Here is a 22,077-nt window from a genome sequence, read left to right on the forward strand (position 1 = left end):
CCGCCCGCCGGTTCACGGGCGGGGCGCGGTCGACGCGCGGGTCACCGCGTCAGCCCTCCTGGAGCACCGAGAGGATGTTGCCGGCCGGGTCGGTGAACCAGGCGATCGACGGCCCCTGGCCGCGCATGACGCCCTTGTCGTCCTGCGGCATGCCGGGGTAGCGCTCGAACCGGACGCCGCGCCCGGTCAGCTCGTCGACGGCCCGGTCGATGTCGTCGACCGGGAAGTTGAGCACCGTGTAGGTCGCCGGGGTGTGGTCATCCTTCGGGTAGACCAGGATGTCCCGGTCGCCGGCGACGTGCAGCGTCAGCAGGCCGCCCATGGCGTCGTCCCGCGACACCCGCAGGCCGAGCGTGTCGGCGTAGAACCGCTGCGCCCGGTCGACATCGTCGACCGCGAAACTGCTCATCGCCTTCGTGTCCGTGAACATGTCGCTCCTCCTTGTCGTGGCGTACGAGGGGTGGACGGCCCGGGCCTGCGGAACTCATCGCCCGGCGGGTCGGGGCGGGCGCGGCGGCCCGGCTCAGGGATCGAGGCGGGGCGGCAGCCCGAACCGCGCGAACAACTCCGGCGTGAGGAAGTGGGTGAGCCGGCTGATCCGCCCCGCCGAGAACTCGAGCACGTGGACGCTGAACGGCCGGTGCCCGCCTGCCGGGTCGGGGCGGTAGTGAGCGAAGGCGGCGCCACCGTTGGCGGACACCGGCACCAGCCGTGAGCCGCGGCACTCGGCACCCGGGCCGAGCATCCACCGCCGGATGTCCCCCGGGCCGCGCAGCCACAGCGCGAACGGCGGCATGCTCTGCACCGCGTCCTCCCGCAGCAGCGCGACGAGCGAGTCGATGTCGTAGCGCTCGAAGCTGGCGACGTAGCGGTCGAGCAGGTCGCGCTGCCGCCCGTCGAGCGGGGCGCCCGGCAGCCCGTCGCGGGCGGCCAGGGTGGCACGGGCCCGCTGGAGCGCGCTGTTCACCGCCGCGACCGAGGCGCCGGCCAGCTCGGCGGTCTCGTCGGCCCGCCAGCGCAGCACGTCGCGCAGGATCAGCACGGCCCGCTGCCGGGGCGGCAGGTGTTGCAGAGCGGCGACGAACGCCAGCCGGACCGACTCGCGGGCCTCGGCCACCGCCGCCGGGTCACCGGCCGGCAGCACGGCCGCGTCCGGCGCGGGGCCCACCCAGCGCTCGGACGCCGGCGCGCCCAGCGCGGCGAGGACCGGCTCGTCCGGCCCGCCGAACTCCATCGGCAGGGCCCGCCGGGCCCGCCCCCGCAACTGGTCCAGGCAGACGTTGGTGGCGATCCGGTAGAGCCATGTCCGGGTGGAGGACCGGGCCTGGAAGCCGTCGTGCCCGCGCCAGGCGCGCAGCAGCGTCTCCTGCACCGCGTCCTCGGCGTCGAAGATCGAACCGAGCATCCGGTAGCAGTAACCGGTCAGCCCGACGCGGTGCGCCTCGAACGCCGCGTCGGCCGGGCCCGACGTCGGCCCGGCGGCACCGTCGGGGTCGCGACCGGTCGGGCCGCCGTGGGTCACGCCCGCTCCGCTGGTCGCCGTCGCTGCGGTCATGGGGTCACGGTAGGCGACGCCCCCGACAGTGTCCGCCGATCCGGGCCCGCGCGGAGGCGTGTCGTCAGTCCACGGGGGGCGCCGGCGACGGCACCGACCCGGCCGGCGGGGCGTCCGGCAGCGTCGCCTCCGTCGGCGTCGCGTCCGCGGGGTCCGCCTCCGTCGGCACCGCCACATGCAGGCGCAGCTGCGGGACGAGCATGTCCTCCACGTCCAGGGCGCGCGCCGCGCCGTCGGGCTCCCAGCCGGTGCTGGTCAGGAACTTCCGGGTCGCCTCGTCGCCGTCGAACGCCCAGGCCACCGCCCGGGCGAACCCGTCGGCGCGCCACAGGTCGACGGTCGCGGCGAGCAGCCGGCTGCCGTGCCCGCGCCGCCCCCAGCGCGGCTCCACCAGAAGGTCGGTCACCGCCGCCACGCCCGGCCCGAGCGCCTCGGCCGGCTCGCCCGGGGCGAGTGCCTCGGCATCGGCCGGACCGGAGGCGGCGAACCCCACCAGATACGATTGCTCGGCCTGTTCGACGGCGACGAGCACCCGATGCGTGCCGGAGGGCGGCTCCTGCACCGCCGCGCTCCACCGCCGGGCGAGCCACGCCTCGTCCAGGTTGTCGAGCACGTGCCGGGGCAGGATCCGGCGATAGGCGACCCGCCAGGTCGCGAGCTGGATGCGTGCGATCTCGCCGGCGTCTTCCGGACGCGCCGGGCGGACGTACCCGAGAGCCATGGGACGGAAGCCTACGCAGGGCGAGGGAGGCGACGGTGGCGCAGGGTCCCCGACAGACGGTCCGGCAGGTCGTGAGCGTGGTGGGGCTCGCCGTCGCGGTGGCCGCCTTCCTGTCCGTGGCGGCCGTCCGGCACGGCTTCTTCGACCTGAAGGTCTACTACGGCGCGCTGACGTGGTGGGTGCACGACGGCGGGGAGATCTACGACTTCCTCAAGCCCGGCACGCAGTACGGCTTCACCTATCCGCCCTTCGCCGCCCTGGTCATGCTGCCGATGGCGTACCTGCCGTGGTCGGCGGCGATCGTGGTGAGCGTGGCCGCCAGCGTGGTGGTCACCGCCGTGCTGTTCTGGTGGCTGGTCGACCCGATCTCCCGCCGGGCCGGCTGGACCCGCTGGTTCGCCCTCGCCGTGGCGCTCTGCCTGGCCGCCGCGTACGAGCCGATGCGCGAGACGGTCAACTTCGGTCAGGTCAACATGCTGCTGCTCTTCCTGGTCGCGGTCGACCTGCTCCGGCTGCTGCCGGCCGGCAACCGCTGGGCCGGGGTGGGCATCGGCCTGGCCACGGCGATCAAGCTGACCCCGGGCATCTTCATCGTCTACCTGTTGGTCACCCGGCGCTGGCGGGCCGCGGTCACCTCGATGGCCGCCGCGGCCGGCGCGACCCTGTTCGCCGCCGCGCTCTTCCCCGACGCGTCGCGGGAGTTCTGGACCGAGGCGCTGTGGAACACCGGCCGGGTGGGGGAGTTGGCGTTCGTCTCCAACCAGTCGCTGCGCGGGGTGGTCGCCCGGCTGAACCCGGAACACCCGAGCACCCTGGCCTGGCTGGCGCTGGTGCTCGCCACGCTGGTGCTGTGGGCGTGGCGCTCCCGGGCCGCCGTGGCCGCCGGCGACGAGGCGACCGGCCTGGCGCTGACCGGCGCGGTGATGTGCCTGGTCAGCCCGGTCACCTGGGTGCACCACCTGGTCTGGTTGCTGCCCGCGCTGATCCTGCTGGTGGACAACGGCATGGCCGCACCGGCCGGCGGCCGCCGGCGCCGCGTCCTGCTGGGCGCCGCGATCGTCGGGTACGGCTTCCTGATCAGCCGGATCGTCTGGGCCTGGGAGAAGGACTTCACCGGGCTCGACGGCTTCCTCGGCAGCAACACCTACGTCTGGATCAGCCTGGCGCTGCTGGCGTTCCTGCCGGTCCGTCGCGTGGGCGGCGCAGGCCGGATCAGCCGCCGCTGGGCGACGCCGGCCGGGTCAGCCGTCGAGGCGTCCGGCGTACCGCAGCTCGACGAGCCCGACCGGCGGGCGCCCGCCGGCCAACGGCACCGGGTAGGTCGACCGCTCACCGTCCGGTGACAGCCCCGCCCGCTCGTAGAACCGGCGGGCCCGGTGGTTGTCGGCCAGCACCCAGAGCCGGTAGTCGGACCAGCCCCGCCCGGCCAGCCCGGCGCGGGCCGAGGCCAGCAGCGCCCCCGCCGTGCCGTCGCCCCAGTGCGCCGGCTCGACGTACATCGCCACCACCTCCCCGTGCGCGAGGTCGAGGTCGCCCCGGTCCTGGTTGATCCGGTACGGGCCGAACGTGGTGAACCCGGCCAGCGTCCCGTCGGCCTCGGCGAGCAGGGTGGTGAACGGGTGCTCCGGATCGGCGGTGCCGAGGTCCCGGCGGCGCTGCGCCCACGCCGCGACGTTGAGTCGCCGCAGCACCTCCTCGGGCATGATCCCCGCGTAGCCGGCCTGCCACCCGTGGATGTGCACCCGGGCGACCGCCTCGGCGTCCTCGGGCTCCTCGCGCCGGATCGTGAGCATGCGTCCGTTCTATGCCCCGGCGGGCGATCGGTCCAGCGTCCGCTCCGGTGTCGTACGCGTGGATTAGGGTGCCCGACGATGGCCGCACCGGAATCACTCTCGCTCGCCCAGGCGCGCCGGGTGGCGCTCGCCGCCCAGGGCCTCGCCGATCCCGCGCCCACCGGCGTGCCCACCCGCCGGCACCTGCGCCGGGTGCTCGACCGGGTCGGGCTGATCCAGATGGATTCGGTCAACGTCCTGCAACGCGCGCACTACCTGCCGCTCTACAGCCGGCTCGGGCCCTACCCGACGTCGCTGCTCGACACCGCCGCCTACCGACGCCCCCGGGAGCTGTTCGAATACTGGGGCCACGAGGCGTCGCTGGTCCCCGTCGGGTTGCACCCGGCGTTGCGCTGGCGGATGGCCCGGGCCCGCGCGGAGGCGTGGGGCGGGATGCGCCGGATCGCCGAGGAGCAGCCCGGCCTGGTCGCCTGGGTCCGCGACGAGGTGGCCGCCCGGGGGCCGCTCACCGCCGCCGAGATCGAGCACGACGCGCCCCGGGAGACCGGCAACTGGGGGTGGAACTGGTCGGCGGTGAAGCGGGCGCTGGAGTTTCTCTTCTGGGCCGGCGAGGTGACCGCCGCCGACCGCACCACCTCGTTCGCCCGCCGCTACGACCTGCCGGAGCGGGTGCTGCCGGCCACCGTGCTGGACGCGCCCACGCCGACCGACGCCGAGGCGTACCGCACGCTGGTGGCCATCGCCGCGCGGTCGCTCGGGGTGGCCGCGGAGCCGGAGCTGCGCGACTACTTCCGGCTGCCCCTCGCCGGCGCCCGGCAGGCCATCGCGGAGCTGGTCGAGGCGGGCGAGCTGCTGCCGGTCGCCGTGCAGGGCTGGCGGCAGCCCGCCTGGCTGCACGCCGGGGCGCGGCTGCCCCGCTGGGTGCGCGGCAACACCCTGGTCAGCCCGTTCGACCCGCTGGTCTGGGAGCGGGCCCGCGCCGAGCGGCTCTTCGACTTCAGCTACCGGATCGAGATCTACGTCCCGGCGCCGCAGCGGGTCCACGGCTACTACGTGCTGCCCTTCCTGCAGGGGGAGCGGTTCACCGCCCGGGTCGACCTGAAGGCCGATCGCAAGGCCGGGGTGCTGCTGGTGCCGGCCGCCTGGGTCGAGCCGGGCGCCGATCCGGGCGAGACCGCGCTGGCACTCGCCGCCGAGCTGCACCGCCTCGCCGGCTGGCTCGGCCTGGACGCGGTGGCGCCGCCCGCCGCCGGCGACCTGGCCGCCCCGCTGGCCGCCGCGCTGCTGGGCGTGGCCGGTGTACGGTGAGCCACGTGACGAGCGTTGACGGGCCGGCCCCCCAGCCGCATCCGCGGAGCGGCGGGGTCGACGCCCCGCCCCAGGCGTCTCAGGCGGGGCAGCCCGACCCTGTGCCGGCGGGCGAGCCGGGTGCGTGGCCGGCTGGCGAGCCGGGTGCCTGGCCCGCCGGTGAGCCGGGTGCGTGGCCCGCGGGCCAGGCGCCGCCCTACCCGGTGGCCGAGCCGGACCGGCTGACCCGCTTCGTCGTCCGCCTCTACGACCGCTCGCCGCGCTGGGCCGTGCCGCTGGCCGCGCTCGGCTGCGTCGCCGCCGGCATCGGCTACACGCTGCTCAGCAACCCGACCCACGCCGCGCCGGACGCCGCGCCGACCTGCCTGCTCAAGCTGACCACGGGGCTGGACTGCCCGGGCTGCGGCGGCACCCGCGCGCTCTGGTACGTGCTGCACGGCGATCTGCCGGCCGCCGCCCGGCACCACTTCCTCTTCGTCTTCGCGCTGCCCTTCCTGGCCTACCTCTTCGTCGCCTGGGCGGGGAAGCAGGCGTTCGGCTGGCGCCTGCCCGAGCTGCACCTCAGCTCGAAGGTGATCGGCGGCTTCCTCGCCGCCTGGCTGGCCTTCTCGGTCGTACGCAACCTCCCCTGGGCGCCGTTCACCTCGCTCTACGTCTGACCCGCCCGGCGCGATCCATGCCTCCCGAGGCGGCCCACGCCTCCCGATTTCCCGGGCGGGGTCGGGTGGGTCGGGCGCGGCGGTCGCCGGCCCGTCGCACCATCGACTTCCGGCAGCCCACGGTGCCCTGCTGCGACCCTGTCGAGCTGCCCTGTCTGTAGGACCACCACGGGTGGTGGGATCTGCTCGCCTCGCCCGGCCGCCCGCCGGGCGTTGACCTCGCAGGATGGAACGCCAGGGGTGTCACGCAGGGCTCGTGACACCGCTGGCGTTCCACCGGCGGGTCGGTGCGCACCCTCCTTGCGCGCCGGGCTCGCGGCCGCCGCCCGCGCCCCCGACGCGGTGGTGGCGCTTCCGTGCCGCCCGACCCGGTGGTGGCGCTTCCGCTCGCCGACCCGGTCGTGGCCGCTGTCGTCCGCGCCGCCGACCGGTGGTGGTTGGCGGCGTCCCGACTGTTCGGGCGGCTGCCCCATCCGTGAGGGCAGCTCGACAGCGTCGCCGCGCACCCAGCGGCAGCCCGAGCGCGCCGAGATCTTGGCCACGTGCCGGTCAGGCGGACCGGCACCTGTCCGACCATTCGCAGCTCAACGACCCGCTCGGCCCGTGAGCCCAACTTTCCCCCGCGACCGCCGGGCCACTACAGTGCCAGGAATGCCGGACATGGTGCAGCCCCAGGTCAAGCTCATCGCGTGGACCCACTTCGAGGCCCCGGACGACGTGCCGTGGTCGACCGACGCCGAGGGCGGCCAGGCGCTCGCCGAGTTCGCCGGCCGGGCCTGCTACCAGAGCTGGAAGAAGCCCAACCCGGCCACGGCCACCAACGCCGGCTACCTCGCACACATCCTGGAGGTCGGGCACCTCTCGGTGCTGGAGCACGGCTCGGTCAGCTTCTACTTCAGCGGCGTGTCCCGCTCGTTCACCCACGAGCTGATCCGGCACCGCCACTTCTCCTACTCCCAGCTCTCCCAGCGGTACGTGCCGGAACGGGACGCCGCCATGGTCGAGCCCTCGGTGATCGCCGAGGACCCGGAGCTGCACAAGAAGTTCGTGGAGGCCGCCGAGGCGAGCGTGCGCGCGTACAACGAGCTGCTGGAGGGGCTGGAGCGGCGCTTCGCGGACGTGGAGAACGCCACGCTGCGGCGCAAGCAGGCCCGCCAGGCGGCCCGTGCCGTCCTGCCCAACGCCACCGAGACGCGGATCGTGGTCACCGGCAACTACCGGGCCTGGCGGCACTTCATCGCCATGCGCGCCACCGAGCACGCCGACGTCGAGATCCGCGAGCTGGCGGTGGAGTGCCTGCGGCAACTCCAGCGGGTCGCCCCGAACGTCTTCGCCGACTTCGTCATCTCGGCCCTGCCCGACGGCACCGAGGTGGCCGCCAGCCCGCACGCCGAGTTGTCCTGAGCCCTTCCCCGGCGGGGTGCCGGTGGTCGTCCGCTAGGTTGGTGGCATGACGCACGACCACCCTGACACCCCCGCCCGGGCGGTGTCCCGCCCCTTCGGGCGAGTGCTCACGGCCATGGTGACCCCGTTCACCGCCGACGGCTCACTCGACCTCGACGGCGCGGCGCGCCTCGCCAGCTACCTGGTGGACGAGCAGGGCAACGACGCGCTGGTGGTCAACGGCACCACCGGCGAGTCGCCGACCACCACCGACGCGGAGAAGGAACACCTGATCCGGGCCGTGGTGGAGGCCGTCGGCGACCGCGCCAAGGTCGTGGCGGGGGTCGGCACCAACGACACCCGGCACACCATCGAGCTGGCCGCCGGCGCGGAGAAGGCCGGCGCGCACGGCCTGCTCGTGGTCACCCCGTACTACAACAAGCCGCCGCAGGCCGGCCTGCTGCGTCACTTCACCGCCGTCGCGGACGCCACCGGGCTGCCGGTGATGCTCTACGACATCCCGCACCGCTCCGGCGTGCCGATCGCCACCGAGACGATGGTGCGGCTGGCCGAGCACGGCCGGATCGTCGCGGTGAAGGACGCCAAGGGCGACCTGACCGCGACCGGCTGGGTCACCGCCCGCACCAACCTCGCCTTCTACAGCGGCGAGGACTCGCTGACCCTGCCCGCGCTGGCCGTGGGCGCCGTCGGCGTGGTCGGCACCTCGACCCACTTCACCGGCGCGCTCACCAAGCGGATGATCGAGGCGTACGACGCGGGGGACAACACCGGCGCGCTGGACCTGCACCGGCGGCTGCTGCCGCTGTACACCGGCATCTTCCGCACCCAGGGCGTGATCCTGGTGAAGGCCGGCCTGGCCGCCGCCGGGATGCCCGCCGGTCCGGTGCGTCCGCCGCTGGTCGACGCGACCGACGACGAGATCGCCCAGCTCCGCGCGGACTGCGCGGCGGCGGGCCTGGAACTGCCCGAATGACCGAACGACACGACGGGCGCCGGGTGACGGCGCCGCAGAATGAGGTGGACGCGTGACCGAGGCGCACATCGAGGCGGAACTGCCCCCGCCGCTGCCGGAGGGTGGGCTGCGGATCATCCCGCTCGGCGGGCTCGGCGCCATCGGTCGCAACATGACCGTCTTCGAGTACGACGGCAAGCTGCTCGTCGTCGACTGCGGGGTGCTCTTCCCGGACGTGGAGCAGCCCGGCGTCGACCTGATCCTGCCGGACTTCGGCCCGATCCTCGACCGGCTCGACGACGTCCAGGCGATCGTGCTCACCCACGGCCACGAGGACCACATCGGCGCGGTGCCCTACCTGCTCGCGCACAAGCCCGACATCCCGCTGGTCGGTTCGCAGTTCACGCTGGCCCTGGTCGAGGCGAAGCTCGCCGAGCGGCGGATCCAGCCCTACACGCTGACCGTGCGGGAGGGCGGCCGGGAGCGGCTCGGCCCGTTCGAGTGCGAGTTCTTCGCGGTCAACCACTCGATCCCGGACGCGCTCGCGGTGGCCATCCGCACCCCGGCCGGCCTGGTGCTGCACACCGGCGACTTCAAGATGGACCAGCTCCCGCTGGACGGCCGGATCACCGACCTGGCCGGGTTCGCCCGGCTCGGTGCCGAGGGCGTGGACCTGCTGCTGTCGGACTCCACCAACGCGGAGATCCCCGGCTTCGTCACCCCCGAACGCGAGATCGGGCCGGTGCTCGACTCGATCTTCGCGAAGGCGCGCGGCCGGATCATCGTCGCCTCGTTCGCCTCACACGTGCACCGGGTGCAGCAGGTCTTCGACTCCGCCGCCGAGCACGGCCGCAAGGTCGCCCTGATCGGCCGCTCCATGGTCCGCAACATGGGCATCGCCCGCGACCTCGGGCTGCTCAACATCCCGGCCGGACTGGTCGTCGGGCTGGAAGAGGCGACCACCATGCCGCCCGAGCAGATCGTGCTGATGTCCACCGGCTCGCAGGGCGAGCCGATGAGCGCCCTGGGCCGGATGGCCAGCGGCGACCACCGGCACATCACCATCGCCCCCGGCGACACGGTGGTGCTCGCCTCGTCGCTGGTGCCCGGCAACGAGACGTCCGTCTACCGGGTCATCAACCGGCTGGCCCGGGCCGGCGCGGTGGTGGTGCACAAGGACGTGGCCAAGGTGCACGTCTCCGGCCACGCCCCCGCCGGCGAGCTGCTCTACCTGCTGAACGTGGTACGCCCCAGCAACCTGATGCCGGTGCACGGTGAGTGGCGGCACCTGCGCGCGCACGCCCGGCTCGGCATCGAGTCCGGTGTCGCCCCCGACCGCGTGGTGCTCTGCGAGGACGGCGACGTCGTCGACCTCGTCGAGGGCCGGGCCAGCCTCGTCGGGCACGTGAAGAGCCGCTACGTCTACGTCGACGGCCTCGCCGTCGGCGACGTCAGCGAGTCGCTGCTCACCGAGCGGCGGATCCTCGGCGACGGCGGGTTCATCGCCGCCACCGTGGTCGTCGACTCCGTGACCGGCAAGGTGGTCGGCGGTCCCACCGTCTCCGCCAAGGGCTTCTCGGAGGACCCGGAGGCGTTCAACCCGGTGGTCCCGCTGGTCACCGAGGCGCTGAACCGGGCGGCCTCCGACGGCATCACCGACCCGCACCAGCTCCAGCAGATCGTCCGGCGCACCGTGGGGCGGTGGGTGAACGACGCGTACCGGCGCCGGCCCATGATCGTGCCCACCGTCGTCGAGGTCTGATCCCCGCTCCACCGACGCCCGCCCGCACCCCGTGTGCCGGCGGGCGTCGTCGTGGGCCCGTCGGCTCAGGCCAGCAGCGCGTTCAGCTCGAGCACGTTGACCGGCCCGTCGATCCCGACGACCAGCGCCCCGATGGTCTCCGCGTCGACCACGCCCGGCACGAAGATGCCGTCCCGCGCCCGCCGTCCGGCGGGTTCGGACCTCACCCGTGAGCCCCGCCCGGCCGGTCAGGGCAGCTCGGCCACGGCATCGGCGTACGCGACGCCGGTGTCGACGGCCGCGTCGAGCAGGACCGTGAGCTGGGCCGGGGCCACCCCGTGCGCCAGGTCGGTGCTGACGTCGCCGGCCAGCACCAGCTCGCCCCCGAGTTCGTGCACGTACGCCTTCGGCAGCAGCCGGTCGTGGTTCCACGCGTTGCAGAACGCGTACGCCTCGGCGAGCCGGTCGGCCGGCAGCCGGCGGCTCGCCACCGCGCGCGCCCGGAGGATCTCGCCCCGCTCACCGGCCCGGCGGAACTGGATGAGCGCCTCGCCCCACCGGCCGACCACGGTGCCGTCGGCGTCCACGGCGTAGTGGTCCCCGCGCCGGTCCAGGGCGGCCGTGATCATCTCCACGCTCAGCGGACGTGGCTCCCCGTCGGCCGGCGGGCCGTCGTCGGCCGGGTCGCCCGGGTCGTCGTCGGGCGCGTCGTCGGGCGGCAGCGGCACGGGTGCGGCGAGCGGCCGCTCGGCCAGCCAGGACGCGATCCGGCCGGACTGGTGGCCGGTGCCGTTGCGGGCGTCGAAGCTGCCGGCCAGCGCGGTGGCCAACCCGAGCAGGGTGGTGCCGAGCGTGGCCACGTCGAGGTCGGCGGCCGGCCGGTCGCCGTACCCGGGTCGGTGCACCGTCCGAGCCCCCAGCCCTGCCTCGACGGCGAGCGCGCAGACCAGCGCCCCGGCGGCGGCGAACTCCATCGCGGACAGGTCGTCGTGCGGCCGGTCCAGCCGGGGCAGCTGCTCGGCCAGGACGTCCAGCCCCCGGGCGGGGTGCCCGCCCAGCGCGCACCACCGCAGGTGCGCGGCGAGGTACGGGAAGGCGGCCTGCTCCCGCCGGTGCCGCCGGTACGCCCGCACGTGTGCCTCGGCCGCCCGCTCCGGCTCCCCGGCGCGCAGCCAGGGCAGCAGCCCGGCGGCAAGCGCCCGCTCGGGTTGCTCGGTGCAGCCGCCCGTGTCGGCCGGCGCCTCCGCCAGCGCGTCCAGCGCGGCCCGGTGGTCGCCCCATCCGGCGAGCAGTTCCGCCCGCCGGGCCGGCGCGCAGCCGGGGCAGCCGCCGGCCGGCCCTGCCCCGGCCGCCGACCAGCGGTCGAACCACCGCCGGGCGGCCGGCTCGTCGCCGAGGTGGTCGGCGATCCGGCAGCGCAGCTCGGCGACCACCGCCGCGTCCCCGCCCGACCCGCCGGCGCGACTGTCGCCCGTGGCGTCCGCCGGGGCGCCGCCGTGGCCCGTGGCGTCCGCCGGGGCGGCAGCGTGGCCCGTGGCGCCCACCGGGGCGGCGCCGCCGGAGCCTGTCCCGCCCGCCGGATCGGCTGCGTCGCCGACGTCCGGCGGGACGGGGGAGCGGGCGGCGGCCCGGGCGGCGAGATCGTCCAGCATGGCCCGGGCCTGGTCCAGCCCGACCCGGGGGCTGCCGAGCAGGGCCTCCACGGCGTACCGCTGGTAGCGCAGCAGCAGCGCGGCGTCCGGGCCGGGCAGCAGGTCGGGGCGACGGTCGACGGCGGCGAGGCAGCGGCGCACCGGCTCGACCAGCCGCCACCGCTCCCCGTGCAGCAGACAGCCCTCGATCAGCGCGAACCGGGCCTCCACCGCGGACCGGTCGTCGCCGGTGGCGTCGGCGTGCGCGGCGATCCGTTCCAGCTCCGCGCTGCGGGCCTCGCCGTCGGGCGCGTCGCGGGCGTCGGCGAGGGCCTCGGCCAGCGCCGGGTCCCGGTGCCCGCCCCCGCGCCGCCGCCCGCCCCACCGGCTGGTCGGCCCGAAGAGGTCCAGCCCGCGAGGGGCCGGCTCCCCGCCCCGGCCCGTCACGCCACGACCCCGCCGGGCAGCCGGGCGACCTCGGTGGCGAGCTGGCAGCCGGTGGCGATGCCGCAGTCGAGCAACTGGTCGAGCTGGTGCGGGGTGACCCCGCGCTCGAGGTCGGTGATGACCTCGCCGCAGACCCGGGCCCGCCCGTCGTCCTCGACGTGCACGAACGCCTTCGGCCAGAGCCGGTCGTGGTTCCACGCGTTGCAGAAGGCGTGCAGCGCCGGCACGTACTCGATCGGGAACGTCGGCGCGGCCAGGGTGCGGACCTGGAGCAGCTCACCGGCGGCGCCCGGCCGCAGGAACCAGATCAGGCTGTCGGCCCAGCGGCCGACCAGGTCGCCGTCCGCGTCGGCCTGGACCACGTATCCCCGGCTGCGCAGCACGGCGGCGATCAGCTCACCGGTCAGCGGTCGCAGCGCCGCCGGGTGTCCGGCCAGGGGGCCGTCCGGACCGTCCTCGATTCCCGGCGACGCCATCGGGCATCCCTTCTGAGGCAGATATCACGTGAAGCGGCGCGGTTCGCGCTGCGACGCGCGGACACGACCCGGAAAAGCGGCGATCTGCCGGGTCACGCCGTTAAGTTGATGCTATGGCGGGCCGTACCTCTCAGGCGAGTCGGCGGCGCGGCGCGTCGCCGCGTGGCACCACGAACAGCCGTGCCCGCCAGCCGGCGAAGAAGACCGCCCGGGCGGCCCCCCGGCGGCGGCCCGCGGCGCGGCCGAGCCCGGGGCTCCTCGTCGGACGTGCGGTCGGCGCACTGTGGATGGGGCTGGCGCACGGCGTCGGCTGGGCGTTCCGTGCCGCCGGCCGGCAGGCCGCCTCGGCCCGCGGGCTCGACCCGGAGCACCGCCGCGACGGCGCGGGGCTGCTGGTCTTCGGTCTCGCCCTGCTCAGCGCGGTGGCCATCTGGTTCTCCGGCGCCGGCCCGGTCGGCGAGCAGCTGGCCGACACCGTCCGGCTCTTCCTCGGCGCGATCGCCATCGTGGTGCCGGTGCTGCTGATGATCGGGGCCTGGCGCCTCATGCGCGAGCCCGGCGACCCGGAGCACCGCGGCCGGGGGCTGGTCGGCTGGGGCTCGATGCTGGTCGCCACCGCCGCGATGCTGCACATCGGGCAGAACCCGGTCGACGCGGTCCAGCGCGACTTCGCCGGCGGCCTGGTCGGCGCGGGCGTGGGCAGCCTGCTGGAGCGGGCCGTCACCGCCTGGGTCGCCGTGCCGCTGTTGATCCTGCTGTTGGTCTTCGGCCTGCTGGTGGTCACCGCGACGCCGATCAACAAGATCCCGGAGCGGCTCGGCCTGCTCGCCGGCACCCTGGTCGCCCCGTCGGCCGAGGAGGAGACGGACGAGGCGCCCGCGAAGCCCGCCCGCAAGCGCGCGACGAAGCGGGCGGCGCCGCCGCCGGTCGACCCGGCGGAGTTCGACGACGAACTCGACGGGGCGGACCTCCAGGAAACCCTCGTGCTGCCCCGCAAGCGTCCCGGCAAGGTTCCGGCCAGCCGCAAGCCGGTCGAGCCGCCGGAGCACTCGCCCGCACCGACCCGGGCCGAGCAGCTCGCGCTGACCGGGCTGGCCGGCGACTACACCCTGCCGCCGGCGAACATGCTCAGCAGCGGCGCGGCCCCGAAGAGCCGGAGCAGGGCCAACGACGAGGTGATCGCCGCGCTCACCGGCGTCTTCGAGCAGTTCGACGTGGACGCCGCCGTCACCGGCTTCACCCGCGGGCCGACCGTCACCCGCTACGAGGTGGAGCTGGGCCCGGGCGTCAAGGTCGAGCGGATCACCCAGCTCTCCCGCAACATCGCGTACGCGGTGAAGTCGCCCGACGTGCGGATCCTCAGCCCGATCCCGGGCAAGAGCGCGGTCGGCGTGGAGATCCCGAACACCGACCCGGAGAACGTGGCGCTCGGCGACGTGCTGCGCTCGCGGGCCGCCACCGGCGACCACCACCCGATGGTGGTGGCGCTCGGCAAGGACATCGAGGGCGGCTACGTGGTGGCCAACCTCGCCAAGATGCCGCACATCCTGATCGCCGGCGCGACCGGCGCGGGCAAGTCGTCCTGCCTGAACTCGCTGCTGGTGTCCATTCTCACCCGGGCCACGCCGGACGAGGTGCGGCTGCTGCTGATCGACCCGAAGCGGGTCGAGATGACCGGTTACGAGGGCATCCCGCACCTGGTCACGCCGATCGTGACCAACGCCAAGAAGGCGGCCGACTCGCTGGAGTGGGTCGTCCGCGAGATGGACATGCGCTACGACGACCTCGCCGCCAACGGGGTCCGGCACATCGACGACTTCAACCGCAAGGTGCGCAACGGCGAAATCAAGGCCCCGCCGGGCAGCGAGCGGGAGATGCGCCCGTACCCGTACCTGCTGGTGATCGTGGACGAGCTGGCCGACCTGATGATGGTCGCCCCGCGCGACGTGGAGGACTCGGTCGTCCGGATCACCCAGCTCGCCCGGGCCGCCGGCATCCACCTGGTGCTGGCCACCCAGCGCCCCTCGGTCGACGTGGTCACCGGCCTGATCAAGGCGAACGTGCCGTCCCGGCTGGCGTTCGCCACCTCCTCCCTGGCCGACTCGCGGGTCATCCTCGACCAGCCGGGCGCGGAGAAGCTGCTCGGCCGCGGTGACGGTCTCTTCCTGCCGATGGGCGCCTCGAAGCCCATCCGGATCCAGGGCGCCTGGGTGACCGAGCGCGAGATCGCCGACGTGGTGAAGTTCTGCAAGGACCAGCGCGAGCCGGAGTTCCGCCCCGACGTGCTCGCCGCGCCGGACAGCGGCAAGAAGAAGATCGACGAGGACATCGGCGACGACCTCGACCTGCTGGTGCAGGCCGTCGAGCTGGTGGTCACCTCGCAGTTCGGCTCGACCTCCATGCTGCAGCGCAAGCTGCGGGTCGGCTTCGCCAAGGCGGGCCGGCTGATGGACCTGATGGAGACCCGGGGCGTGGTCGGGCCGTCGGAGGGTTCCAAGGCCCGCGACGTGCTGGTCAAGCCCGACGAGCTGGAGGAGGTCCTGGTCGGCCTGCGCGGCGGCGAGGAGTGACGCCGACCGGGCGCCGACACGTTGCCTGCTCCCGCGTCTCGCCCCGGCCGGCCGGGCCGGACGCGGACGGGCCCGCCGGAAGCCGGCGGACCCGTCCGTGGGGGAACGGCGGTCAGGAGTTGTAGAGGGCGGCGCCGATGACCATGCCGATGATCGCGCCGGCCACGCTGGCGACGGCGGCGTACCAGCCGAGCGGCTTGTCGCCGAGCACGGCGCCGACGATCCCGAGGATCAGGCCGACGAGGCCGAACAGCGGCGGCAGGAACAGGATCGCGATGACCGCGAAGACGAAGCCCAGGATGGTGCAGATGCGGGCGGCGCCGCTGCGCGGGCGGGCGGTGGTGTGCATGTCGGCCATGTCTGCCTCCGGTGGGTGAGAGCCTGCGTTGCCAGGCCGACCTCTACCCACTGTGGCCGTTCGTCACGCCTCGGACCCGCCCGCCGCCCCCCGGTGCGGACCGGGTCGCCCTCCAGCGGACCGGGTCGCCCTCCAGCGGACCGGGTCGCCCTCTGGCGGGCCGCGCCGCCCGGTTCGCGGGCCGCGCCCGTGCGGTCCTCAGTGGAAGATCTTCAGGCCCACGATGCCGGCGATCACCAGCAGGAGGCAGGCGATCCGGGGCAGGTTGGCCGGCTCGTTCAGCGCGAGCATCCCGACCAGGGCGGTGCCGACCGTCCCGATGCCGACCCAGACGGCGTAGCCGGTGCCGACGGGGATCTCGCGCAGCGCGTACCCCAGCCCGGCCATGCTGAGCACCAGCGTCACCACGAAGACCGCCGACGGGACGGGACGGCTGAAGCCGGCGCTGCGGTCGAGGGCGATCGCCCACGCCGTCTCGAGGAGTCCAGAGATCACCAGCACGATCCAGGCCATTGAAGATCACCTCTGCGGTTGCGCCCGGACCTCCGGGACCGGGACGAGTCGGGTCTGCACGTCACGCGGGCGTCTTGGCCTGACCGGGTACGCCCACCACTCGTCCGGGACGGCCGTGGCCGTCAGGACCGACGCTAGCACCGACCGGGACGTGCCGGAGAAGGGTGGTGAGCCCCGCCACCCCTCGTTGACCTTAACTTGACTTCAACTTGCAATATGGGCGCATGCCGCTGCTCTTCTCCGACGCCGAGGTCACCGCCGCGCTGGACGCCCCCACCACGGTGGCGGCCATGCGGGACGCCCTGCTCGCCGCGTACGCCGGCCGCCTGGTGGCCCCGCCCCGGGCCGCCGCGCCGCTGGGTGGGGGGCGGATGGTGCTCACCGCCGGGCACCTCACCGGCGAGTGGTACGGCTTCCGCTCGTACGACACGTTCGGGCACCCGGAGAGCGAGCAGGTGGTGGTGCTGCACGACGGGCGTACGGGGGCGGTCCGGGCGGTGGCGGTCGGGGAGGAGCTGGGCTCCCGCCGCACCGGCGGGCTCGGCGGGGCCGCCGTGGACGCCCTGGCCCGCCCGGACGCCGCCACCCTGGGCGTGGTCGGCTCGGGCCGGCAGGCGTGGACGCAGGTCTGGGCGGCGGCCGCGGTCCGCCCGCTGCGCGAGGTCACGGTGCACAGCCGCTCCGCCGTCCGGCGAGAGGCGTTCGCCGCCCGGGTGCGCGCCGAGCTGGGCGTGCCGGCGCGCGCCGTGGAGTCGGCGCGGGCCGCCGTGGCCGACCGTGACGTCGTGGTGCTCGCCACCACCAGCGTCACCCCGGTGCTCGACGCCGCCGACCTCGCTCCCGGCACCCACGTCAACACGGTCGGCTTCAAGCAGGTCGACCGGCACGAGTTCGGCCCCGACCTGCTGGACGCCGCCGATCTGCTGGTCACCGACTCGCCGGCGCAGGCCGCCGCGTACGACCCGCCGATGCTCGCGGCGCTGCCGGCGTACGCCGGGCGGCTGCGCGACCTGGGCGGGGTGCTGGCCGGCGCGGTGCCGGGCCGGACCGACGCGGACCAGGTCTCGGTCTTCTGCTCGACCGGCCTGGCCGGCACCGAGGTGTTCCTGCTCGACCGCCTGGTCCGGGTCGGCGCGGCGACCGTCTGACCGGCGTGGCGTCCGTTACCCCCGCCCCGCCTGGAGGGTCAGGAGGGGCCCTTGCCCCACCGGGCGCGTCAACGGGTGCCCTCCTCGCAGGGCGGGCGTGCGTGGGGGATCGCGGACGGCCCGGTACCCTCGGATGGTGTCTGCCACCTCCCCTTCCGACAACTCCGACGGCCGCCGCGTCGCCCTGCTGACGCTGGGCTGCGCCCGCAACGAGGTCGACTCGGAGGAGTTGGCCGCCCGGCTGCACGCCGAGGGCTGGCAGGTCACCACCGACGGCGAGGGCGCCGACGTGGTGGTCGTGAACACCTGCGGCTTCGTGGAGAAGGCGAAGCAGGACTCCATCCAGACCCTGCTGGCCGCCGCCGACACCGGCGCGAAGGTGGTCGCGGCCGGCTGCATGGCCGAGCGGTACGGCCGTGAGCTGGCCGACAGCCTCCCCGAGGCGCAGGCCGTGCTCAGCTTCGACGACTACCCGGACATCGCCGCCCGGCTGGACGCCGTGGTCGCCGGCGAGGCGATCCACGCGCACACCCCGCGCGACCGCCGCGAGCTGCTCCCGCTGACCCCGGTCTCCCGCCGGGACAGCGCGGTGTCGCTGCCCGGCCACGGCACCCCCGCCCGGGGCGTCACCGAGACCGACGAGCACACCCCGGCGCACCTGCGCCAGGTGCTGCGCCGCCGGCTCGACACCGGTCCGGTCGCCTCGCTGAAGCTCGCCAGCGGCTGCGACCGGCGCTGCGCGTTCTGCGCCATCCCCGCCTTCCGCGGCGCCTTCGTCTCGCGTACGCCGGACGAGCTGCTCGCCGAGGCGGAGTGGCTGGCCAAGACCGGCGTCCGCGAGCTGGTGCTGGTCAGCGAGAACTCGACCTCCTACGGCAAGGACCTGGGCGATCCCCGGGCCCTGGAGAAGCTGCTGCCGCAGCTCGCCGCGATCGACGGCATCGTCCGGGTGCGGGCGAGCTACCTCCAGCCGGCCGAGACCCGGCCCGGCCTGGTCGAGGCGATCGCCACCACGCCCGGCGTGGCCCCGTACTTCGACCTGTCGTTCCAGCACTCCAGCGAGCCGGTGCTGCGCCGGATGCGCCGCTTCGGCTCCACCGACCGGTTCCTGGAGCTGCTGGCGAGCGCCCGCGCCCTGGCCCCGGAGGCGGGCGCGCGGAGCAACTTCATCGTCGGCTTCCCCGGCGAGACCCGCGCCGACTACCAGGAGCTGGTCCGCTTCCTGACCGAGGCGCGGCTCGACGCGATCGGCGTGTTCGACTACAGCGACGAGGACGGCACCGAGGCCGCCGGGCTGCCCGGCAAGGTCTCCGCCGCCACCGTCAAGCGCCGGTACGACCGGCTCGCCGCGCTCGCCGACGAGCTCTGCTCGCAGCGGGCCGAGGAGCGGCTCGGCTCCACCGTCGAGGTGCTGGTCGACTCGGTCGCCGACGGCGTGGTCGAGGGGCGGGCGGCCCACCAGGCCCCCGAGGTCGACGGCTCGACCACCCTCGTCGCGCCGTCCGGCGGCGGGGTGGACCTCGCCGCGCTGCGCCCGGGCGACCTGGTGCGGGCGACGGTGACGGGCACCGAAGGGGTGGACCTCGTCGCGGTCCCGGATGAGATGATCTCGGCTGCGCCCGGCGCGGCACGGTGACGGCGGGCCCGGACAGAGCGGGGGAGCCACGTGGTGGGGTGCCAGGTGCGCCACGGCGGCCGGAGCGGGTGGCGGCGGTGACCGGGGCGACGGATTCCACGCCGGCGCCGGTGGTGGCCCGGGTGCCCGTGCTGAACGCGGCGAACGCGCTCACCGCGCTGCGGCTGGTCCTGGTACCGATCTTCGGCGCATCCCTGGTCGTCTCGGGGATGACCCACGCCGGCTGGCAGATGGCCGCCTGCCTGATCTTCGCCGTCGCCTCGGTGACCGACCTGGTCGACGGCTGGATCGCCCGCCGCTTCGCCCTGGTCACCTCGGTCGGCAAGGTCGCCGACCCGATCGCCGACAAGGCGCTCACCGGCGCCGCGCTGCTGTTGCTCTCCTGGTACGACCGGCTGCCCTGGTGGGTGACCACGGTGATCCTCGCCCGCGAGCTGGGCATCACCGCGCTGCGCTTCTGGGTGATCCGGCACGGGGTGATCGCGGCCAGCCGGGGCGGCAAGATCAAGACCGCGCTCCAGATCCTCGCGATCACCTGGTACCTGTGGCCGATGCCGGCCGCCCTCGCCGCCGTCGGGCCGTGGATCATGGCCGCGGCGGTCGGGGTCACGGTGGTCACCGGTTTCGACTACGTCGCCCAGGCCCTGCGCCTGCGCCGGCCCGCCTCCTGACCCGGGCTCCCGGCCGGGCGGCGGGCCGGGGATCCATGCCGCCCTCCCTGTGATCCTGTCGGCTCGGGGAGGATGAGTAGGCCGGGCGGGGCGGGGGAAGGATCTGGGACATGGAGAGTGACGCGGCCGGCGCGCGGCCGGTGGGCAGCCCGGCGGCGGGCGTGGTGCACAGTCTGGCGGAGCGCCACGAGACCCTGGCCACGGTGGAGTCGCTGACCGGGGGGCTGCTGGCCGCCTCGATCGTGGAGATCGCCGGGGTGAGCGGCATCTTCCGGGGCGGGCTGGTGGTCTACGCCACCGAGCTGAAGTCGCAGCTCGCCGGCGTAGCGGAGGATCTGCTGGCCGACCGCGGGCCCGTCGACCCGGATGTGGCGGTGGCCCTCGCGGAGGGCGGGCGGCGGCGCTGCGGAGCCGACTGGGGCCTGGCCACGACCGGGGTGGCCGGCCCGGAGCCGCAGGACGGCAAGCCGGTCGGGCTGGTCTACGTGGCGGTGGCCGGGCCCGCCGGGGCCGACGTCCGGCAGCTCGACCTGGACGGTGGCCGCGACCACATCCGCTCCGCGGCGGTCGTCGAGGCGCTGCGGCTGCTCGTCGAGCGGATCCACCGCGCCGACGCGGGCGAGGCCGAAGCCGGGCGGACCGACACCGCCGCCGCCGGGCGGCGCTGAGCCGACCCGCGGGCCGAGCCGGGCCGGGCCGGGCCCCGCAAGCCGGGCCGAGCCGGGCCGGGCCGGGCCCCGCAAGCCGGGCCGACCCCCCCGCGACGGGGCCCCGTCCCACGACGAGCCGATCCCACAGGCTGAGCAGACTCCGCAATCCGAGAGGCGGGGCGGGATGTCGGCGGGGCCGGCAACGGGTACCGTTGCGGAAAGGCTCCGACGGTCGGAGCCGGCACGACGTGCCGGACGGCCGCGCGAAACAGTGGTGTCCCTCAGGGGAGGTGCGAATGGTCCTGCTACGCCGGGTTATCGGTGACGCACTACGGGCGCGCCGGCAGGGGCAGCATCGCACCCTGCGCGAGGTCTCCTCCGCCGCCAACGTCAGCCTGGGCTATCTCTCCGAGATCGAGCGCGGCCAGAAGGAGCCGTCCAGCGAGCTGCTGGCGGCGATCTGCGACGCGCTGGGCGCGCGCCTGTCCGAGCTGCTGCGCGAGGTCAGCGACACGGTCGCGCTCGCCGAGCAGATGCCGGGCGTGCTCGTGCCCGTGCAGGACGAGACCGTTGACACCACCGGGGTGACCACGGTGCGCAAGGCCACCGGCCGGGGCGTGCACCAGGTCAGCTCCGACGGCAAGGTCGCCGTCCAGGTCCGCCAGGATTCGCCGCTGAAGGCCACGCTGCGCACCTCCCGCGTCCGCGGGGGCGACCGCGACGTGGTCTGCGCCGCCTGACCCACCCCACCCTCACCCCCGTCCGCGTCCCATGGTCGCGGTGGCGACCGCCGCGTAGGGTTGATCGCGGACGGCGTCGGCGCTCGCTTCGCTGGCCGGTACGGATGCCCGGGTGGCGTCCGGCTGGGACGATGGAGCCACTGCCGCGCCGCAACCGGCCGGGCCCGCCCGGCCCGGTCGAGGCGGAGCGACGCTAGTGAGGGGATACCGCGGAGATGGCTAACCCGTTCGTCAAGGGTTGGAAGTACCTGATGGCGCTGTTCGGCGCCAGGATCGACGAGCACGCCGATCCCAAGGTGCAGATCCAGCAGGCCATCGAGGAGGCCCAGCGCCAGCACCAGGCGCTCGTCCAGCAGGCCGCCGCGGTGATCGGCAACCAGCGGCAGCTGGAGATGAAGCTGTCCCGCCAGATGTCGGAGGTCGAGCGGCTCCAGGCCAACGCGCGCCAGGCCCTCGTCCTCGCCGACCAGGCCCGCGCCAAGGGCGACGAGGCCGAGGCCAACCGCTACGAGCACTCCGCGCAGACCCTGGCCACCCAACTGGTCTCCGCCGAGCAGGCCACCGAGGACCTGAAGACCCTGCACGACCAGGCGCTGGGCGCCGCCGCCCAGGCCCGCCGGGCGGTCGAGAACAACTCGATGATCCTCCAGCAGAAGCTCGCCGAGCGCACCAAGCTGCTCAGCCAGCTGGAGCAGGCCAAGATGCAGGAGAGCGTGGCCCGCTCGCTGGAGTCGATGTCGGCGCTGACCGCGCCCGCCAGCACCCCCTCGCTCGACGAGGTGCGCGACCGGATCGAGCAGCGGTACGCCACCGCGATGGGCCGCGCCGAGCTGGCCGGCAACTCCGTCGAGGGCCGGATGCTGGAGATCCAGAAGGCGACCCTCGACTCGGCCGGCTCCGCCCGGTTGGAGCAGATCCGGTCGAGCATGGCCGGTGAGCAGCTCGGCGGCAGGCAGGAACGACCGCCCGTCGCGCGTACGGAGCCCGCCGCGCCGGCCGCCGACCCGGCCGCCGCCGCCCGGCTGGACGAGATCCGGGCCAGCATGGGCCGGGAACGCGGCACCGGGGACACCACCGCCGCCGGCTGAGGCCGGTCAGGTCGAG

Annotated in this window: 22 protein-coding genes, 1 pseudogene and 1 riboswitch; of the genes and pseudogenes, 14 read left to right on the plus strand and 9 right to left on the minus strand. The window is 74.9% G+C overall.

Features of this window, described 5'->3' with window-relative positions; all coding sequences use genetic code 11:
* Positions 1-49 precede the first annotated feature (49 nt).
* The 3 genes and pseudogenes from ACZ6O2_RS01190 to ACZ6O2_RS01200 form a co-directional block, all read right to left on the minus strand.
* A complete protein-coding gene (locus tag ACZ6O2_RS01190; protein ID WP_350705016.1) occupies positions 50-430 on the minus strand; it encodes a VOC family protein in 381 nt (126 codons plus the stop codon).
* A 93-nt stretch (positions 431-523) separates the two neighbouring features.
* Entirely contained in the window at positions 524-1,555 is a 1,032-nt protein-coding gene (locus ACZ6O2_RS01195; RefSeq protein ID WP_466021595.1) for a sigma-70 family RNA polymerase sigma factor, read from the minus strand.
* A 145-nt stretch (positions 1,556-1,700) separates the two neighbouring features.
* Positions 1,701-2,276, minus strand: a pseudogene (locus tag ACZ6O2_RS01200) (GNAT family N-acetyltransferase); the annotation flags it as partial.
* A 35-nt stretch (positions 2,277-2,311) separates the two neighbouring features.
* On the opposite strand from ACZ6O2_RS01200, the gene ACZ6O2_RS01205 reads away from it, so the two are divergent.
* Positions 2,312-3,619, plus strand: coding sequence for a glycosyltransferase 87 family protein (locus ACZ6O2_RS01205; RefSeq protein WP_350705020.1), 1,308 nt, complete (start codon positions 2,312-2,314; stop codon positions 3,617-3,619).
* Here the strand turns inward: ACZ6O2_RS01205 and ACZ6O2_RS01210 are convergent.
* Positions 3,518-4,069, minus strand: coding sequence for a GNAT family N-acetyltransferase (locus tag ACZ6O2_RS01210; protein ID WP_350705022.1), 552 nt, complete (start codon positions 4,067-4,069; stop codon positions 3,518-3,520). The two genes, ACZ6O2_RS01205 and ACZ6O2_RS01210, sit on opposite strands and share 102 nt — an antisense overlap.
* A gap of 78 nt (positions 4,070-4,147) precedes the next feature.
* Here ACZ6O2_RS01210 and ACZ6O2_RS01215 point away from each other — a divergent pair, with 78 nt between their 5' ends.
* From ACZ6O2_RS01215 to ACZ6O2_RS01240, 6 genes are all read left to right on the plus strand, one after another.
* Entirely contained in the window at positions 4,148-5,377 is a 1,230-nt protein-coding gene (locus tag ACZ6O2_RS01215) for a winged helix-turn-helix domain-containing protein (RefSeq protein ID WP_350705024.1), read from the plus strand.
* A complete protein-coding gene (locus ACZ6O2_RS01220) occupies positions 5,374-6,036 on the plus strand; it encodes a DUF2752 domain-containing protein (protein WP_466021596.1) in 663 nt (220 codons plus the stop codon). Before ACZ6O2_RS01215 ends, ACZ6O2_RS01220 begins: the two co-directional genes overlap by 4 nt.
* Positions 6,037-6,392: 356 nt before the next feature.
* Entirely contained in the window at positions 6,393-6,515 is a 123-nt protein-coding gene (locus ACZ6O2_RS01225) for a hypothetical protein (RefSeq protein ID WP_466021597.1), read from the plus strand.
* A gap of 181 nt (positions 6,516-6,696) precedes the next feature.
* Positions 6,697-7,440, plus strand: a complete 744-nt coding sequence (gene thyX, locus ACZ6O2_RS01230; protein WP_350705142.1) for an FAD-dependent thymidylate synthase — start codon at positions 6,697-6,699, stop codon at positions 7,438-7,440.
* Positions 7,441-7,486: 46 nt separating this feature from the next.
* Entirely contained in the window at positions 7,487-8,413 is a 927-nt protein-coding gene (dapA, locus tag ACZ6O2_RS01235; protein ID WP_466021598.1) for a 4-hydroxy-tetrahydrodipicolinate synthase, read from the plus strand.
* 52 nt (positions 8,414-8,465) lie between these two features.
* The gene (locus ACZ6O2_RS01240) at positions 8,466-10,154 is read left to right on the plus strand and encodes a ribonuclease J (RefSeq protein ID WP_350705029.1); all 1,689 of its coding nucleotides are present in this window, start codon (positions 8,466-8,468) and stop codon (positions 10,152-10,154) included.
* 65 nt (positions 10,155-10,219) lie between these two features.
* Here the strand turns inward: ACZ6O2_RS01240 and ACZ6O2_RS01245 are convergent, their stop codons facing one another.
* The 3 genes from ACZ6O2_RS01245 to ACZ6O2_RS01255 all read right to left on the minus strand — a co-directional run bounded on the left by ACZ6O2_RS01245 (position 10,220) and on the right by ACZ6O2_RS01255 (position 12,687).
* Positions 10,220-10,360, minus strand: coding sequence for a hypothetical protein (locus ACZ6O2_RS01245; RefSeq protein ID WP_466021599.1), 141 nt, complete (start codon positions 10,358-10,360; stop codon positions 10,220-10,222).
* A gap of 21 nt (positions 10,361-10,381) precedes the next feature.
* Positions 10,382-12,106, minus strand: a complete 1,725-nt coding sequence (locus tag ACZ6O2_RS01250) for a YbjN domain-containing protein (protein WP_466021709.1) — start codon at positions 12,104-12,106, stop codon at positions 10,382-10,384.
* A gap of 101 nt (positions 12,107-12,207) precedes the next feature.
* Positions 12,208-12,687: a YbjN domain-containing protein gene (locus tag ACZ6O2_RS01255; protein ID WP_350705031.1), complete on the minus strand. Its 480-nt coding sequence runs from the start codon at positions 12,685-12,687 to the stop codon at positions 12,208-12,210.
* Between the two features lie 113 nt (positions 12,688-12,800).
* Between ACZ6O2_RS01255 and ACZ6O2_RS01260 the strand changes: the two genes are divergently transcribed.
* Positions 12,801-15,257, plus strand: coding sequence for a DNA translocase FtsK (locus ACZ6O2_RS01260; RefSeq protein WP_363705138.1), 2,457 nt, complete (start codon positions 12,801-12,803; stop codon positions 15,255-15,257).
* 112 nt (positions 15,258-15,369) lie between these two features.
* Here the strand turns inward: ACZ6O2_RS01260 and ACZ6O2_RS01265 are convergent, their stop codons facing one another.
* Together ACZ6O2_RS01265 and ACZ6O2_RS01270 are read right to left on the minus strand one after the other, a co-directional pair.
* A complete protein-coding gene (locus ACZ6O2_RS01265) occupies positions 15,370-15,615 on the minus strand; it encodes a hypothetical protein (RefSeq protein ID WP_350705035.1) in 246 nt (81 codons plus the stop codon).
* Positions 15,616-15,813: 198 nt separating this feature from the next.
* Positions 15,814-16,128 carry a DMT family transporter gene (locus tag ACZ6O2_RS01270; RefSeq protein ID WP_350705037.1) on the minus strand — a complete coding sequence of 105 codons (315 nt, stop codon included), beginning with the start codon at positions 16,126-16,128 and terminating at the stop codon, positions 15,814-15,816.
* 62 nt (positions 16,129-16,190) lie between these two features.
* Positions 16,191-16,255: riboswitch (guanidine-III (ykkC-III) riboswitch) on the minus strand.
* 97 nt (positions 16,256-16,352) lie between these two features.
* On the opposite strand from ACZ6O2_RS01270, the gene ACZ6O2_RS01275 reads away from it, so the two are divergent.
* The 6 genes from ACZ6O2_RS01275 to ACZ6O2_RS01300 all read left to right on the plus strand — a co-directional run bounded on the left by ACZ6O2_RS01275 (position 16,353) and on the right by ACZ6O2_RS01300 (position 22,061).
* Positions 16,353-17,276 (plus strand): ornithine cyclodeaminase family protein, encoded by a 924-nt coding sequence (locus tag ACZ6O2_RS01275; RefSeq protein ID WP_466021600.1) that lies wholly within the window; start codon positions 16,353-16,355, stop codon positions 17,274-17,276.
* Positions 17,277-17,409: 133 nt separating this feature from the next.
* The gene (gene rimO, locus ACZ6O2_RS01280) at positions 17,410-18,912 is read left to right on the plus strand and encodes a 30S ribosomal protein S12 methylthiotransferase RimO (protein ID WP_363706214.1); all 1,503 of its coding nucleotides are present in this window, start codon (positions 17,410-17,412) and stop codon (positions 18,910-18,912) included.
* A gap of 68 nt (positions 18,913-18,980) precedes the next feature.
* On the plus strand, positions 18,981-19,583 hold the full coding sequence (gene pgsA, locus ACZ6O2_RS01285) for a CDP-diacylglycerol--glycerol-3-phosphate 3-phosphatidyltransferase (protein WP_466021710.1): 603 nt from the start codon (positions 18,981-18,983) through the stop codon (positions 19,581-19,583).
* A gap of 110 nt (positions 19,584-19,693) precedes the next feature.
* Complete coding sequence (locus ACZ6O2_RS01290; protein WP_466021601.1) at positions 19,694-20,251, plus strand: CinA family protein; 558 nt, start codon at positions 19,694-19,696, stop codon at positions 20,249-20,251.
* Positions 20,252-20,529: 278 nt separating this feature from the next.
* Positions 20,530-20,973 carry a helix-turn-helix domain-containing protein gene (locus ACZ6O2_RS01295; RefSeq protein WP_350705047.1) on the plus strand — a complete coding sequence of 148 codons (444 nt, stop codon included), beginning with the start codon at positions 20,530-20,532 and terminating at the stop codon, positions 20,971-20,973.
* A gap of 215 nt (positions 20,974-21,188) precedes the next feature.
* A complete protein-coding gene (locus ACZ6O2_RS01300) occupies positions 21,189-22,061 on the plus strand; it encodes a PspA/IM30 family protein (RefSeq protein WP_466021602.1) in 873 nt (290 codons plus the stop codon).
* Positions 22,062-22,077 lie beyond the last annotated feature (16 nt).

This window comes from Micromonospora sp. NPDC048040 (assembly GCF_055587185.1).